Genomic DNA, 15,007 nt, shown 5'->3' on the forward strand with positions numbered 1-15,007 from the left:
CCTCGTTGGTTAGAACGTGGCGATAAATTAGGCTATCTGCAAAGTGGTGACTAGGCGTGGTTTATGTGACGCTTACAGAGCGTTCACTTTCCTTATAATGCTCTAGTGCCTGTTCGTGAGTCGCTTCAAGGCTTTTAAGGCGTCGCTCGAAAAGCTGCTGCGCATCGTGGTAAGCAGCAATTGCCATATGCTCCATTGCGTGAGTGACTTTACCGATTAAGGTCTGGACGTTTTCGGCATAAACATTAGGAAGCGAATCAAACGTTAAGTTCTCTCGGTTGCAGTCATAAAGTGGGTCATCTCGATTATCGCAGTACGCCTGCCAAATACTCTTAATGCGAGCGAGCCCGCCACGGTCGCCAAGCTCTTTGCGGATAGCGCCCGGATTCGGGCGCTTTCCTCGTTTTTCCAACGCTAAGCCAGCGTCGATAATTTCCTGCTCAGTAACTTCCGCGTGGCGAGCCATAACAGTCTCCTTTCAACGAAATTAATTTAATTAATGAAATTAAAGTTTCGTGAGCACTTAGACGAAAGCCGGTGTATCAATCTCGGCCTCAGCAAGAAATGCCATCGATTGCTGACTGATCACACTACTCTTGACTGATCGAGCCAGGACGTCATAGAGCAAGGCATGGTTTTGACTGCATGTGTGCTCGCGAAAAACGCCAGACGTCCAGATATGGCGCAGCTGATTAGCCAAAGATGGTGAGTGGCTTTCAAGGTTATGTAACGCATCAGCACATACCTCGAGGGTCAGCAGCTCAGGCTCAACCAGAGTACCCAGAGCGGTTTTCGTAGCACCAGCACTTAGCGTTCGCGTTTTACCGATACCATGTAATAGCGCAGCGACAACCGCAACATCACGCTCAATATCAGTCAACGCATGAACACCTGACACATTCCACGCAACCTCAACAGCATGCTCAAGTAACCCACCGACATAACTGTGATGGTCTCGTAACGTGGCTGGGCATTGCAGGAATGAGATTCCGACTTTTGGCTGGAGCAACACATCATCTACAAAGCTCCGCATTAACGATGACTGGATACGAGCATAAAGCACCAAAAAGGCTTGAAATACCGCGGGCTGAGGGCACTGAGAAATAGGGAGCACTGATAAGCTATTACCCAGGCGTTTGCTGGCAGCTGCGCAAGTTAAATTCTTACACACCCGGACAATTCCAACGCGAGTTGGTAGCGCTGCAACTTCAACATGAACCATGCTGTGCTCAAGAATCACCTCATCGGCAACTTGGTCATGTCGGGCAATAACAGTAAGGTCGCCAGAGCTATCAGATAGAGTCAGTTCAAACGCTTCGTTATCTCGTTCGGAAGACACCGGCGTTATCGTCGAAAGGTAATAACGTCCGATAAAACGTCGATAAATGGCAGCATCAATCAAAAGCGGCTGTACAGTTTCATGAGTTGTTGTATTCATAGTCATTCTCCAAGAAATATTAAATCGTTAACGTGACTAGAGCGAAGCTCTTACGCACCATCTGGCTTAAAGTCGTTGAAATTAGATTTGAGCAGCCGCTCGAAAGCTGAGCCGTCCTGGCGGGTCAGGTTCGGGACATAGCGCGAGTACACTCGAAACAGCATTTCGGTCGTCGAGTGGCCCATTTGGCGAGCAATCCATTCAGGGCTCTCCCCCGCTGCCAACCAAAGCGTGGCCGCCGTGTGGCGCGTTTGATAAGGTCGGCGTTTACGTAACTCCAAATGCCGTAGCAGTGGGTACCAGACGCGTTTGGTGACGTTGTTATGAGACAGTGGCGAGCCATTGCGGGTACAAAAGACAAACTTCATGTCTCCTGTTGCCTTCTGCTGTCGCTTAAGCGCATCAAGCACCAGCTGACTCATTTCAATCGCGCGGAACGAGCCATCAGTTTTGGTGCTCTGTATTTCACCGTTAACGATCGTGCTTCGAACCATGATTTGCCGACGCTCAAAGTCCACCGCATCCCACTGCAAGCCATCGATTTCCGCTGTTCGCATACCGGTGAAAAAGCGCACCGTGTAGTAGTCCCGAAAATCGGGACGTACCTTTTCGATGATGAGGCGAACCTCATCGATGGAGAATGGTTCAACATCCGTACGCGCAACTTTAAGCGATTTAATTCCCTGGTAAGGTGAGCTAAAATTGCAGCGGTTGGCTGCTTCATTCAAAATCATGCGCAATGGCGTCATGATGTGGTTTATCCGCGACGGCGATAACGGTTTTTTGCTTCGGGTTGTAACTTTGGCGAGTGAGGCCCGAAACTCAAGAACTTCCGCTTTGGTGATGCGGCCAACTTCCCTTTCCCCAAAGGCTGGTACTAAATACTTATCTAATGTATTTCGCACCGTGTCAGCGTGGGACGTTCGCCACTGAATACGCATTTCAGCGAACCAGGTATCCACAAACTCACTGAAAAGGGGCGTATCCAAATGCTGACTGCGCACTTGCATCTCCTTGAATTGCTGCGCCTTGGGGCTACCTGGGAAATGCTTGCCATAATCAAAGGTGCCGAGAGTGATTTCCGCTTCAATCCGATCGAGCAACTTCTGCACCCGTTTACGATTTTCCCGCGTATCCTCAAGCGAGGTTTGTTCGCGACAACGCTTGCCCTTGTAACGGAAGTCGATGAACAACTTACCGGTCTCAGGGCGTGCATTAACACTACCCATGAGCCATGCCCCCTTTTACCATCGGAATAGCAAGTGAACCTGACGATGCCTGACCTATGTCACGCTGAATGGCTTCCCACAGAAACAAGATCTTTCTGCCTCCAAAAGGACGGATATAGTGAATGCCCTCATGCAGCACCGAATCTTTCAGCTGTTCCCGAATAGTGCGAGGATCATATTTAATCCTCTCTGCCAGTTCGGCAGTTGTTAAAAGTGTCATGTCATTTAACATGGCAAACTCCCCAGTTGGTTGATACACTGAATGGCATAACGTATTCCTAAAGTTCAAATTGCCATCCTTAATGACATATTAACACGCAAAATATCATTTGCAATGTTTTTTTGTCATTTAAGATGACATTTCTTGAGAGGTAGTCATGATTAAGTGTCATTTAGCGCGAATGATGGGCGAGCGAAAGCTCAAGATAATGGACGTTGCACGCGATACTGGATTGAATCGCAATACCGTGACATTGTTGTATAAAGAAACCGCTCAACGAATTGATTTCGCTGCTTTGGAAGGGCTCTGTCGGTATTTTGATTGTGAGGTTGGTGATATGTTACAGGTTAGCGACGAGTGAACTCTCTCACCCAACTGAGTACGTTGCCCGTTGGAAGACCTCTGGTAGCTCAGTACTTCTCTTGCTTACGTTGGGTGTTCTAAAAAGGTGAGTAATAAAGCTTGTGAACTCAATATACATTAGCGAGCAAATCCGCGTAGCTTGACCCACCATGATGGAGACGAATATCTAATATGTCATTTAATTTATCAATTCCCACGACATCGAAAGTTCCTTTAGAGCTCACAGTAGACGCTGGAGAAATGCTTTTTATTCTAGGCGCAAACGGCACCGGTAAATCGAGCCTCATGCAAGCTTTTGCCTCTGCTAACAGCGACAAAGCCCGAAGAGTTACAGCTCATCGGCAAATTTGGTTTAGGTCGGGATCGCCAGAGTTCACAGGAAAGCAGCGTACAGACTATGAGGGAAGGATATTTCACCATGATCAGCAGGCAAACGCGCGTTGGATGGATGAGTACGCGGAGCAGCGCGCTCAGATGGCGATCTACGATTTAGTTAATTCGGAGAACAAGCGTTCTCGGAGTATCGCGCGAGCCGTCGACGAAAAGGACACAGCCGAAATCAATGACCTTTCAAATCAAGACGGAGCATTTAGGATACTGAACCGCATACTCCGGCTTGCTAATCTCGACATCGCTATATCTATCGAAGAAAACGACGAGATTGTGGCGACCCGAAGCGATAGCAAGCCATATAGTATCGCAAAACTCTCTGATGGAGAGCGCAATGCAATCCTGATTGCCGCTAATATTTTAACCGTGTCCCCGGGAACACTCCTCCTTATAGACGAACCAGAGAGACACTTGCATCGTTCAATCGTGTCTCCGCTCCTGTCGCTTCTACTCAAAGAGAGACCAGATTGCGCATTAATCGTATCTACACATGAGCCTTTACTTCCAGTGGACAATCCAGGCTCAAGCGTTCTCCTAACTCGTGCTTGTGTTTACGAGAGCAAGAGCGAGAACGAGAACAGCGCTTTTTACGACATTGATTTTCTCAAAAGCTCCGACGGCATTGATGATGACTTAAAAAGCAATATTTTAGGCGAGCGTCGGAAGATTGTGTTCGTCGAGGGGGTAGAGCATAGCCTTGATAAACCGCTTTACAGCCTTCTGTTTCCAAATGCATCAGTCGTGGCTAAGGCAAATTGCCGAGACGTTGAGAATGCAGTTGTCGGCATCAAAGGCACGTCTGAACTCCACTGGGTGAAACCGTTCGGGTTGGTGGACAATGACTCTTCAGAGCCAGAACGAATTATCGACTTACAAGCTAAAGGCGTGATTCCGTTGACCGTATATTCGGTCGAATCAATCTACTATCATCCTGAGCTGCAGAAACTGGCGGGTGAAAAACTTGCTGCAGTCGTCGATGGAAATCTCTCGGAAATGTTGGATAAAGCAAATCGAGATGCCATCAAAGCTATCCGTGCTAGCGCTGGACACCTGAGTTCAAAAATCGCTGAAAAGTCTGCGAGAGAGCAAGTATTTTCGCTTCTCCCAAAGAAAGGCGAAATAGCGAACGGCGGTAAGCGTTCCGTGGAAATAGATTTCGCTAAGTGTGCTGACGATGAAAAAGCACGTATTATGGCATTAATCGATGCGAACAACTTCACGGGTATTCTGCAGAGATACCCAATACGAGAATCGCCAGCCCTCGACGCCACTGCCAAGGCGCTTAACTACACAAATCGCACACAGTACGAGGCAGCAGTTAGAAACCTCTTAGTAAACGACTCGAAAGCGGTAAAGCTTGTACAATCTTTGCTCGGTCCGCTTCCAAGTGATCTGGTCGCGTAAACGATACAGTGGTCGCTTAACAAAGCAGCCCCAGAGAGGAACATGCACAAGCAACCTCATTATTTCGAAAGATCACAAGCCAGCGTGACACTTAAACATCTATGAATGAACAACGCGAAATGATTAAGTACCATGAGCTCGCTAAAGAAGCCAGAAGGAAACTGGCTCAGACATTAGACATACCTCACGAAGAAGAGACGCATTAAATGGCAATTAAGCAAAAAGATATAAAACTTCTCTGGGGGCGTTCGGGGAATCGGTGCGCAGTTTGTAAAGTAGAGCTTACCCAAGATAAAAATGCCGTAAACTCTTCTTTTGCATTAGGCGAACAAGCTCATATTGTCGGAGAGAAGTCTGGTTCGGCAAGGAGTCAAAGTTTACTTGACGTTGACAAGCGGAACTCTTACCACAACTTAATCCTTCTTTGCCCTAATCATCATACTGAAGTAGATAATAACGAAGACGATTGGCCCGTGGAAAAATTATTCCATATCAAGTCAAAACATGAGCTCTGGGTTAACGAAACATTAAGTGAAACGGTGAATCAAGCCAAGCTTGCTAGTGCAACAGCTGTTACAAGCATCATTGATGCTGCCGTTACTATGTGTCGACTCGAAGAATGGGATATTTGGACCAGCCATAGTTTAAGCGCCGACCCGAACTGGGATAGCAACTTTCCCTCTGAAATATTTGAATTCAGCCTCAGGGTAAAAAAAGCTATTTGGCCAGAAGAATTTGATGAGCTGAAAAGAGCTACAACTACTTTAGCTTTATCCTTAAATTTTGCAGCACAAACTTTTCTTAGACATGGCGAACTTCACGGCGAGAGATATTTCCCTAATAAGTTTTATAAGTCTGGTGGTTGGAACTCCAATTATAACAAAGATTTATCTCGGTATGAGGAATGGATTTATACATGTCATGATGCTATTCGGGAAAGCACAAATGCTGCTAATTGGTTTGCTGATGTCGTAAGGAGAGATATAAATCCAATGTTCTTCGCTGAAACAGGTAAGTTTCTAGTTGTTGAAGGAGATGTTATGGGATTTGAAGGGAAAATTTTGGAGTATACTAAAGAGGAAAAGGATTCTTTACCGCAATCAAAATTCGCTTGATCTCGCACCATCACCAAAAAACTTTGGCTAGAGGTCACAAAATAGCGCCAACGAAATCTTTCACGTATTTGCGGCCACAATCTGGACACAGAATGGACACAGCCCTGATCCGCAGCAAAATCAGCCACAACAGCTAACAGTCACACCGAAAAAGTATCAAAGAGAGGGCTTAAGAATAAATACGAAAGGGAGAAAATCGCTACAAGCCAAGGAAATGGCGCGCCCGACAGGAGTCGAACCTGTGACCTCCGCCTCCGGAGGGCGGCGCTCTATCCAGCTGAGCTACGGGCGCGTAGTTAGGAGTCTTCAGAGCAGGCGTGGATTTTAGGGAATATCCGCTGCAATGTCCAGTGCTGCAAACCGCGCATGTACCACTAACAATAACCTATAAGCTGCTCGGCTCGGCGCCGCAAGGCTTGTTTTAAGCTGTCGGGGCTTATAATGGTGAAGTCGAAAGGTAAGCGAACCAGCCACCAGGCAAACCATTCTGTGCTGTCTACCACGGTTTCAATAAATATCGCGTTGTCTTCCTGGGTTAAAATACTGGCGCTTGTGCCTAGCTCGCGGGTCGCTGTGTCCAGGTCCGTATGTAATAAAACTCGCACTTTCAGGTTGCCTGGCATGGCGCACAGGCTTTGTTTGAACTGCTCGGCAGCGTTGTAGTTTAAAGGCCTTTCAAAGGTTGCTTTAAGTAATGTCACTTCGGCTAAACGGTCTAATCGAAAGGTACGGAGCGCTTGGCGCAAATGGCAGAATCCGCCTATATACCAATGCCCGAGTCTATAGAACATACCATATGGGTCTAGCTTGCGCGGCTGCTCGGGCTCGGCTTTGCCCACATACACAACTTGTACCCGCCGCTGGCTCTCTATGGCTTCCATTAACGGCATCAATAACGACTGCTCCTGCGGCAGTCCAGAGTCGGGCAATAACAGGTTTGTATGCTGACTAATGGAACGAGCCCTTGCCTGAATATGCTCTGGCATAACGCGCTCAAGTTTCGCCTGAACGCTGGTCAGCGCAGGCGAGGTATCGGTCAGCTGAAGACTCTTCGCGGCCAACAAGCCTAGCGAGAGCGCCAGCGTTTCTTCATGAGTAAACATCATCGGCGGCAGCTTAAAACCGGCAACCAACATATAGCCTCCATGAGGGGCATGCTCTGTGGTAACCGGAATACCCAACTCCTCAAGCGCACTGATATAGCGCCTGACCGTGCGTTTATCCACGCCTAGCATTTCAGCAATTTCAGTGCCACTCAAACGTTTGTGAGACTGCAATAACTCCAGTAAGGCGAGTACTCGTGTTGTTGGGCCGGTCATAATTTTCCTGATAAAAGGCGATGAAAATAAATTTAGATAAATATTTTTATATAGGCCTAATTATGACCTATATAGCCAATATAGTTCTTATCAGAAATAAAACCCATAATAAAAAGGAGCTGAGCTATGAAAGAAAATATGTCTAAAAACAACAAAGAAATCGTTTTCTATACTAACCCTGAGTCCCGGGCACGCATTGTTCGTCGTATGCTGGAAGAGGTTGGCCAGCCGTATACGGTCAAAGTACTTAACTACAATGGCGAGATGAAAACGCCCGAGTATCTGAAAGTTAATCCGTTAGGAAAGGTGCCGGCAATACAACACGGCGATTTGGTTGTTACGGAAACCGCCGCCATTTGTGCCTACCTTGCCGATCAGTTTCCGGAAAAGAACTTAGCGCCACCGCTGGACAGCCCGGAGCGAGGAACTTACTACCGTTGGTTATTCTTTGCGGCCGGTCCGGTGGAAATGGCCAACAGCGCCAAAGCCTGTGGCTGGAACCTTGAAGATAACCTGCAAATGGTTGGCTCTGGTAGTCACGACGATGTTCTGAAAGCTCTTGAATTAGCCGTTTCTAAAGGACCTTATATTTGTGGCGAGCAGTTTACCGCGGCAGATGTATACGTTGGTAGTCATATTAGCTGGGGCATGCAGTTCAAAACGCTGGAGGAGCGCGACTCATTCAAACGTTATGTTGAACGAATTGAGAAGCGCCCCGCTTTCCAGCGAGCAACGAAACTCGATGACGAATTAAGTAAAGGCTAGAGCGTCTGAAAATAAGCAGCCAGAAGGCTCTGGCTGCTGACTCTTTTAATCACCGGTTTCCTGCTTCTGTTTTTTCAAATTCAGGTTATGGAAATCGAAGCTGAAATCGGTATAAGGCGCTACGGCTTCCAGCGTTGCACTGTGCACTTCATTATTGCGGTTCACGCTAAAGTCGATAAACGCATCAGCCTCCAGTAAAGGCTCGTCCCAGCGCACGATAAAAGTGTCGTCGTTATAATGCTCTAAGGTGCCTTGCAGCATAGGAGTGTGAGTAAAATTGATGCGCAGTTTGTCCTGCTCGTAGCTAATTTTTACGTCACCATACCAGGCGTCATTATAAGTACCGGCGTAGCTTTCCAGCGGCAGCGCGGCTCTTACTTTTTCAGGCTCTTCTACCTCGAACTCGGCTTTTCTTTTCATAAAGGCCTGATATTTTTGCTGCTCTTCCTCCACCCAGTCGCGGTCGGGCAAATCTAACAAGTCTTCTAGGGCTTCTTCGGTAATTGCGGTTAAACCACCAAAAGCCTGCTGGTTACTCAGAACTACCATGCCAAAGTTCTTTTCAGGTATCAGTGTGGTCAGCGACAACATGCCCAGAATGCCCCCGCTGTGATACACCCGCTTCACGCCCTGGTAGTCTTTTACGAACCAACCCATGCCGTAGCCACCAAAATACGTTCCTTGTTCAGCAGCTTCAGGTGATGTACCCAACGGTGTGGTTAACTGCCACATGGCCTGTTGCGAGTCTTCTGAAAAGAGGCGTTCACCCGATGGGCTCACGCCGCCCTGCAGCTGAGTGATCAACCAGTTACTTAAATCATCAACACTTGCTGCGGTCGCACCTGCTGCACCAAAATCTTCAAGAAAATCTAGCGGGAAACGATGCAGCTCACCGTTCATTTCAATAGTGCCTACCGCAACGTTGTCATTACTTTCAGGTATATGCGAAAAACCAATAACACTCTCGTCCATATTCAAAGGCTGAAAAAAGGTTTTCTCAACGTATTCTCTGTATGGCATGCCCGTAACCCGGTGGATAACTTCACCGGCCGTTACGAACATCAAGTTGTTGTAGGCGAAACGCTCGCGCAAACCGTGGTCAATAGGTACGTGCGCCAGCCCGGCAAGAATATCGCTGGTGGACTTATCGGTGTTAGGCCAGATCATTAGGTCGCCCGCTCCCAGACCAAGGCCCGAGCGGTGACTCAGGATATCGCGAATTGTTAGAGATTGAGTAATAGCCGGGTCGGCCAAACGAAACTCAGGAATGTAGTCTATAACTTTGTCGTCCCAGTTGAGTTTCCCCTGCTCTACCAGCGTTGCCATAGCCGCTGCGGTAAAAGCTTTGGTGTTTGAAGCAATACCAAACAGTGTATTGGCATTTACCGGCTCACCGCTGTCTATATCACGCACGCCGAAACCCTCGGCTAAAATCACTTCGCCGTCTTTAACCGCAACAACGGCCAGGCCCGGAATGTTAAACGCCTCCAGCGTTTCCTCGGCGGTATTGCGAATGCTGTCTGCGCTTTGCGCCCAAACAGGTGCACTGGCCAGCAAAGTAACGCCAAGCGAAACTGAACTTAATATTTTAAATAACGGTTTCATTTATCGGTTCCTTATTATCAATAGCCCTTAGTCAGCGTAAGCCGCCCGAATTTCCTCAACTTTTTTATCAATAGCTTCACGACTAAGCCACTGTCCGCGCACCATAACCCCTTGGTTCTCACGCAGGGTATCGGCGTTCTCCAGAGGATTATCCTTTAACAAAATAAAGTCAGCCCGGTGCCCGGCAGCAATGCGTCCAAAGGTATCCTCATCAGCAAAGTAATCACCTGCCGCTACCGTGGCGGAACGCAGAATATCAGCCATAGGTATACCCGCTTCTGACATCAGCTGTATTTCGTGGTGTATGGAGTAACCCGGAACACTGAATAACTGGGGTGCGTCGGTTCCAAAAATGATTTCCGCGCCGCCTTCGTGCAGGGCGTGCAACAGCTTTTGCCTATTTTCCTGCTGCACTTGCGCCTGTTCCTTATTAAAGTAACTGCTGGGGTTATCGTAATAGTTTAGCCAGCCTTCACGAACCGCCTTTGGTACCAACTGAATTTCCGGGTAGTCTTTCAGTTTGTCGGGATCAGCCGCACCTATCAGGGTTTTCCATAAGGCCTGGGTGGGCACAACCGCAACGTCTTTTTCCAGCGTCATAGAAACCAGCAAATCGAGTTCATCCTGCGTTATTTCTCTGTTCATAGCATCAACGTAAGCGAGATAACCGTCCAGGTGATCAATGGTTCTCTGGCCTGCCTCCATGGCGCGTTTTAATCCGACATCTGCCGGCACATGTCCGGCAAAGTCCATGCCCGCCTGGCGAGCCGTACTTGCCATGGCCTCATACTCTTCAAGGGTTAACCCGGGGTGCACTTTCAGTAAGTCCCACCCTTCATCGCGTTGTGCAATGACCCGCTTCGTCACCTGCTCAACCGACTCAATGGTATTGCCACTGAAGCTGGGGCCAGCTAAATACAACGTTGGACCCTGGCGCTTGCCCGACTCAATATCGGACTTAAGCTGCAACTGGTGCGGATAACCCAGCATGCCACGCACCGTTGTTACACCATTGGCAACGTACAAAAACAACATGTCGTCGGCGTAGCGTTTGGGGAAGTCACCAAAGTCTGTTGCCGGCGGCACATGACCGTGCATTTCTGCCATGCCTGGCAAAACGTATTGCCCTTCGGCATCAATGACCTGCGTATTGTCGTCAAAAGCAGGGGCTTCAGCGTTCGCAAACACACCGCTGATGTATCCGTCATTAACCACTAACGTCTGCTGCTCACTAACATTGGGCTCGCCCTTAAGCCAGTCAACAAGGGTCACGTTTTTAATGACATAATCAGCACTACGAGTTTCATTGTTCTGGGGCTCTGCATTGTTACACGCAGATAAAAATAAGGCCGCAACAGTTGCGGCCAGAAGGTGAGTCAATTTCATTTTGGTTGCCTCCGGCGTCAAGTCTGCCTTTAGCCTAGCGCAAGCTTACAATAAAGCCCAGCGGATAAGGCCGCCAACTAAAGTGACGGCCAGAACACCCAGACACCATAAGCCAACAAACCACAACCACTTCTTAAGTACAGCTTTCATCAGTCGTGGTATCCGCTGTCAGGGTCAACCTTGCCTCGGAACACCCAGTAGGTATAGCCGGTGTAAGCGAAAATTATCGGCAACAGGAACACGGCACCCACGAGTAAGAACTTCAGGCTGTTGTCCGGTGCGGCGGCTTCCCACAGGGTAATGCTGCGGGGCACCAAATAGGGGAATATGCTGACTGCAAAGCCGGTGTAAGCCAACAGGAACATACCCAAACCCCAAAGGTAGGGCCGTCCTTCCTGTTTTCTATGCAGCGAACGCAGCAAACCAATGGTCATCACCGCCAGCAGTATTGGCAAAGCCCACAGGCCAACAGAGGCCGGGTAAGTGAACCAACGCTCGGCAATAAACATATCGACATAAGGTAAGTAAAGGCTCACAAACGCAATGCAGGCCACCAGCAATATCGTGGTGTACCAGCCGGCACGGTAGCTTTGACGCTGCAGATCGCCGCTGGTTTTCATCACCAGCCAGGTCGCGCCCAGCATCATGTAGCCAATAACTACCGCCACACCACAGAAAATAGTAAATGGCGTCAGCCAGTCGAACCAACCTCCGGAATAAGCGCGGTCTGTTACCTGAATGCCCTGCAGCATAGCGCCCAGCATAATGCCCTGACTCATTGCCGCTATCAGCGAGCCGGTAATAAAGGATAAATCCCAGATACCTTTGGCGCGTTTGGTTTTAAAACGGTACTCAAAGGCCACGCCGCGGAAAATAAGCCCCAGCAACATGGCAATAACAGGCATATACAGCGCCGGCATCAGCACCGAGTAAGCCAGCGGGAACACCGCCAGCAGACCACCACCGCCCAACACCAGCCAGGTTTCGTTACCGTCCCAGACCGGCGCCACGGTGTTCATCATCACGTCACGGTCTTCTTCTTTTTTGAACCAGGGAAACAGCAGCGCTATCCCCAGGTCAAAGCCATCAAGTGCGACGTAAGCAAATACGGCGACCGAAATTAATATTGCCCAAATCAGTGCGTAATCCATAGCTTACACCTCCTCATCGTAGATGCGCTCAGCGGCCATAGTGGGCTTGTGTTTAGCGTAATCGGGAATGGCGACCTGTTCAGGGTTCCCCGCCATTTTGCGCAGAATGTAGAAGGTACCCGCACCAAAAACGAGGAAGTACACCACAATAAAGGCTATCAGGCTGCCCGCCACACCGGCTTTGTCGATGGGCGATGCCGCATCGGCGGTGCGCAGCAGGCCATAGACCACCCAGGGCTGACGCCCCACTTCGGTGACAATCCAGCCGGCAATGACCGCGACAAAGCCCATAGGTCCCATAAATAAACTGAAACGTAGCAAGGTTCTATTGTCGTACAGTTTGCCGCGCAGGCGCTGGAAGCCTGACCAGAGTCCGGCAAGTACCATCAGCATGCCCACGCCGACCATTATCCGGAAGGCCCAGAATACGGTAGCCACCGGCGGCCAGTCTTCCCGTGAATATTGATCAAGACCGGTCACTTCTGCGTCTATGTCGTGTTTCAGAATGATGCTGGCAAGACCGGGAACTTTCAGAGCATAATCCACTTCCGCAGTTTCCTGGTTCGGCACCCCGAATAAATACAGCGGTGCCCGGGCTTCAGTATGGAAGTGCCCTTCCATTGCCGCGACTTTCGCCGGCTGATGCTCCTGCGTATTTAGTCCGTGGAAGTCTCCGACAAGAACCTGCAGCGGAGCGACAATTAACGCCATCCACATGGCCATGGAGAACATTTTACGAGCTGCGGCGTTGGTTTTGTCTTTCAGCAAATGCCAGGCACCCACTGCGCCGACCACAAAAGCCACGGTTAAATAGGCTGCCAGCAGCATGTGCGCCAGCCGATAAGGGAAAGACGGGTTAAACACCACCTCAAACCAGTCGGTGACCACGAACTGCCCTACGTCATTCATCGCGTAACCGGCGGGCGTCTGCATCCAGCTGTTTACCGATAAAATCCAGAAGGCAGAAATAGCAGTGCCCACTGCCACCATCAGGGTAGCGAAGAAGTGCAGTTTCTCGCCCACCTTATTCATGCCAAACAGCATGACGCCAAGGAAACCTGCTTCAAGGAAGAACGCAGTGAGAACTTCGTAACCCATTAGCGGGCCAATAACCGGACCGGCTTTATCGGAAAATACCGACCAGTTAGTGCCGAACTGGTAGCTCATAACAATACCGGAGACCACGCCCATACCAAAGGCCACAGCGAAGATCTTCACCCAGTAACGGAACAGCTGCTGGTAAACCGGGTTGCGGGTTTTGAGGTACAGGCCTTCGAGAACCGCCAGGTAACTAGCAACCCCGATAGTAAAGGCAGGAAAAATAATGTGAAACGCGATGGTAAACGCGAACTGGAAGCGCGCTAAAAACAGTGCGTCAAAACTTTCAAACATAGCAAGCACCCTTAATTAAGGTTTGTCTCAAGTATACGCTTTTGTTGACAAAGATCAGGGGTGCCGATGTAAAACTTGTAGGATAAATACTAATAAATGCCATACTTTTTGTATGGCTAATGAACGAAAAACCTATACAAGTACTCTGGGAACCCGGCCGCTAACGCCGGTCAGCAAGTGCCAGGAAATAGTATCAGCACAGGCGGCGACTTCTCGCACGTCAATATTAGGGCCCCAAAGCTCGACATCATCGCCTAACTGCAGATTTTCAATACCGGTAACATCAATCGTCAGCATGTCCATAGAGACTCGTCCGGCCAAACCCACACGCTTTCCACGAACCATTGCCGGTGTGCCATTTTCCGCCTGCCTTGGGTAACCGTCAGCGTAACCCATAGCAACTGTCGCTATAACACTGGGTTTATCGGCACTCCAGCCGCTGCCGTAACCTACCGACTCGCCTTTTTCCAGCTGGTGCAATGCAATAACCGGAGCAACTAAGCGCATTGCAGGCTTCAGTTCTGCCTGCACTTCAGTCACCGTAGACGGATTCACACCATAAAGCAGTAAACCCGCTCTGGCCCAGTCATTATCCTGAAGTGACCACTGAGTATCCGGGTTTAAAAGTCCGGCTGAGTTGTGGAAGCTCCGTGCCTGATAGTCTTTAAGGGTTTCCGACAACTGGCAGAACTGCTGTTTTTGACGGGCGTTTAAACGATGCTCGGCATCGGCGTTGGCTAAGTGCGACATTAAGGTCACACCGGCGACATTCTTGCTCGCACGCAGGCGCTTTAATGCTTGCGGAGCCTGCTCTTCAGACCAGCCAAGCCGGTGCATACCGGTGTCCACTTTTAACCAGACCCACAAAGGGCTAGTCAACTGCGCTTGCTCAATACTCTCAAGTTGCTGTTCGCAATGCACCACCGGGCTCAGCTGATGTTCACAACACAGGTTCAGTTCAGTAGCTGAGAAGCAGCCCTCCAGTATTACCAAGGGCCCTTTATAACCGCTTTCCCGCACCGCCAAGGCCTCTTCCATAAAACCCGCAGCCATACCATCAACCAACTCTGTCAACGCCTGAACGGCGGGAGCTACACCGTGTCCGTAACCGTCAGCTTTCACTACACCCAGAAGTTTTCCACCCGCCATTTTACGACGTACCCACTTAGCGTTGTGCTGTATAGCGGAGGAAGAAATCTCAGCGCGAGTTTGCCGGTAATGCATGGGGTT

At 49.3% G+C, this 15,007-nt stretch carries 14 protein-coding genes and 1 tRNA gene; 4 read left to right on the plus strand and 11 right to left on the minus strand.

Annotated elements, in window-relative coordinates; translation table 11 throughout:
* Positions 1-61 precede the first annotated feature (61 nt).
* The 4 genes from ACP7H9_RS10400 to ACP7H9_RS10415 are packed head-to-tail and all read right to left on the minus strand — an operon-like array spanning position 62 to position 2,887.
* Positions 62-466: a DNA-binding protein gene (locus ACP7H9_RS10400; protein ID WP_439222737.1), complete on the minus strand. Its 405-nt coding sequence runs from the start codon at positions 464-466 to the stop codon at positions 62-64.
* A gap of 57 nt (positions 467-523) precedes the next feature.
* Complete coding sequence (locus ACP7H9_RS10405; protein ID WP_114981805.1) at positions 524-1,438, minus strand: hypothetical protein; 915 nt, start codon at positions 1,436-1,438, stop codon at positions 524-526.
* A 50-nt stretch (positions 1,439-1,488) separates the two neighbouring features.
* Positions 1,489-2,667 carry a tyrosine-type recombinase/integrase gene (locus ACP7H9_RS10410; protein WP_114981806.1) on the minus strand — a complete coding sequence of 393 codons (1,179 nt, stop codon included), beginning with the start codon at positions 2,665-2,667 and terminating at the stop codon, positions 1,489-1,491.
* Positions 2,660-2,887: a hypothetical protein gene (locus ACP7H9_RS10415; protein ID WP_227016335.1), complete on the minus strand. Its 228-nt coding sequence runs from the start codon at positions 2,885-2,887 to the stop codon at positions 2,660-2,662. Before ACP7H9_RS10415 ends, ACP7H9_RS10410 begins: the two co-directional genes overlap by 8 nt.
* 157 nt (positions 2,888-3,044) lie before the next feature.
* Between ACP7H9_RS10415 and ACP7H9_RS10420 the strand changes: the two genes are divergently transcribed.
* From ACP7H9_RS10420 to ACP7H9_RS10430, 3 genes are all read left to right on the plus strand, one after another.
* A complete protein-coding gene (locus ACP7H9_RS10420) occupies positions 3,045-3,248 on the plus strand; it encodes a helix-turn-helix domain-containing protein (protein ID WP_114981808.1) in 204 nt (67 codons plus the stop codon).
* Between the two features lie 173 nt (positions 3,249-3,421).
* Positions 3,422-5,044, plus strand: a complete 1,623-nt coding sequence (locus tag ACP7H9_RS10425) for an AAA family ATPase (protein ID WP_114981809.1) — start codon at positions 3,422-3,424, stop codon at positions 5,042-5,044.
* Between the two features lie 206 nt (positions 5,045-5,250).
* The gene (locus ACP7H9_RS10430; protein ID WP_114981810.1) at positions 5,251-6,159 is read left to right on the plus strand and encodes an HNH endonuclease signature motif containing protein; all 909 of its coding nucleotides are present in this window, start codon (positions 5,251-5,253) and stop codon (positions 6,157-6,159) included.
* 215 nt (positions 6,160-6,374) lie between these two features.
* Here the strand turns inward: ACP7H9_RS10430 and ACP7H9_RS10435 are convergent.
* Together ACP7H9_RS10435 and ACP7H9_RS10440 are read right to left on the minus strand one after the other, a co-directional pair.
* A tRNA-Arg gene (locus ACP7H9_RS10435) sits at positions 6,375-6,451 on the minus strand.
* Positions 6,452-6,533: 82 nt separating this feature from the next.
* Positions 6,534-7,478 (minus strand): helix-turn-helix transcriptional regulator, encoded by a 945-nt coding sequence (locus ACP7H9_RS10440; RefSeq protein WP_439222738.1) that lies wholly within the window; start codon positions 7,476-7,478, stop codon positions 6,534-6,536.
* Between the two features lie 126 nt (positions 7,479-7,604).
* On the opposite strand from ACP7H9_RS10440, the gene ACP7H9_RS10445 reads away from it, so the two are divergent.
* Entirely contained in the window at positions 7,605-8,243 is a 639-nt protein-coding gene (locus tag ACP7H9_RS10445; protein WP_034819318.1) for a glutathione S-transferase family protein, read from the plus strand.
* 45 nt (positions 8,244-8,288) lie between these two features.
* Here ACP7H9_RS10445 and ACP7H9_RS10450 read toward each other — a convergent pair whose 3' ends face one another.
* The 5 genes from ACP7H9_RS10450 to alr form a co-directional block, all read right to left on the minus strand.
* Positions 8,289-9,848: a serine hydrolase gene (locus tag ACP7H9_RS10450; RefSeq protein WP_286823874.1), complete on the minus strand. Its 1,560-nt coding sequence runs from the start codon at positions 9,846-9,848 to the stop codon at positions 8,289-8,291.
* Positions 9,849-9,875: 27 nt separating this feature from the next.
* Positions 9,876-11,234, minus strand: coding sequence for an amidohydrolase family protein (locus tag ACP7H9_RS10455; RefSeq protein WP_286823873.1), 1,359 nt, complete (start codon positions 11,232-11,234; stop codon positions 9,876-9,878).
* Between the two features lie 149 nt (positions 11,235-11,383).
* Positions 11,384-12,385: a cytochrome d ubiquinol oxidase subunit II gene (cydB, locus tag ACP7H9_RS10460; RefSeq protein WP_011233306.1), complete on the minus strand. Its 1,002-nt coding sequence runs from the start codon at positions 12,383-12,385 to the stop codon at positions 11,384-11,386.
* 3 nt (positions 12,386-12,388) lie between these two features.
* Positions 12,389-13,777, minus strand: coding sequence for a cytochrome ubiquinol oxidase subunit I (locus tag ACP7H9_RS10465; protein ID WP_273025464.1), 1,389 nt, complete (start codon positions 13,775-13,777; stop codon positions 12,389-12,391).
* Positions 13,778-13,909: 132 nt separating this feature from the next.
* Entirely contained in the window at positions 13,910-15,001 is a 1,092-nt protein-coding gene (alr, locus tag ACP7H9_RS10470) for an alanine racemase (RefSeq protein ID WP_034819326.1), read from the minus strand.
* Positions 15,002-15,007: the final 6 nt, after the last annotated feature.

The sequence above is a fragment of the Idiomarina sp. ST20R2A10 genome (assembly GCF_051842345.1).
Classification (GTDB): domain Bacteria; phylum Pseudomonadota; class Gammaproteobacteria; order Enterobacterales; family Alteromonadaceae; genus Idiomarina; species Idiomarina loihiensis.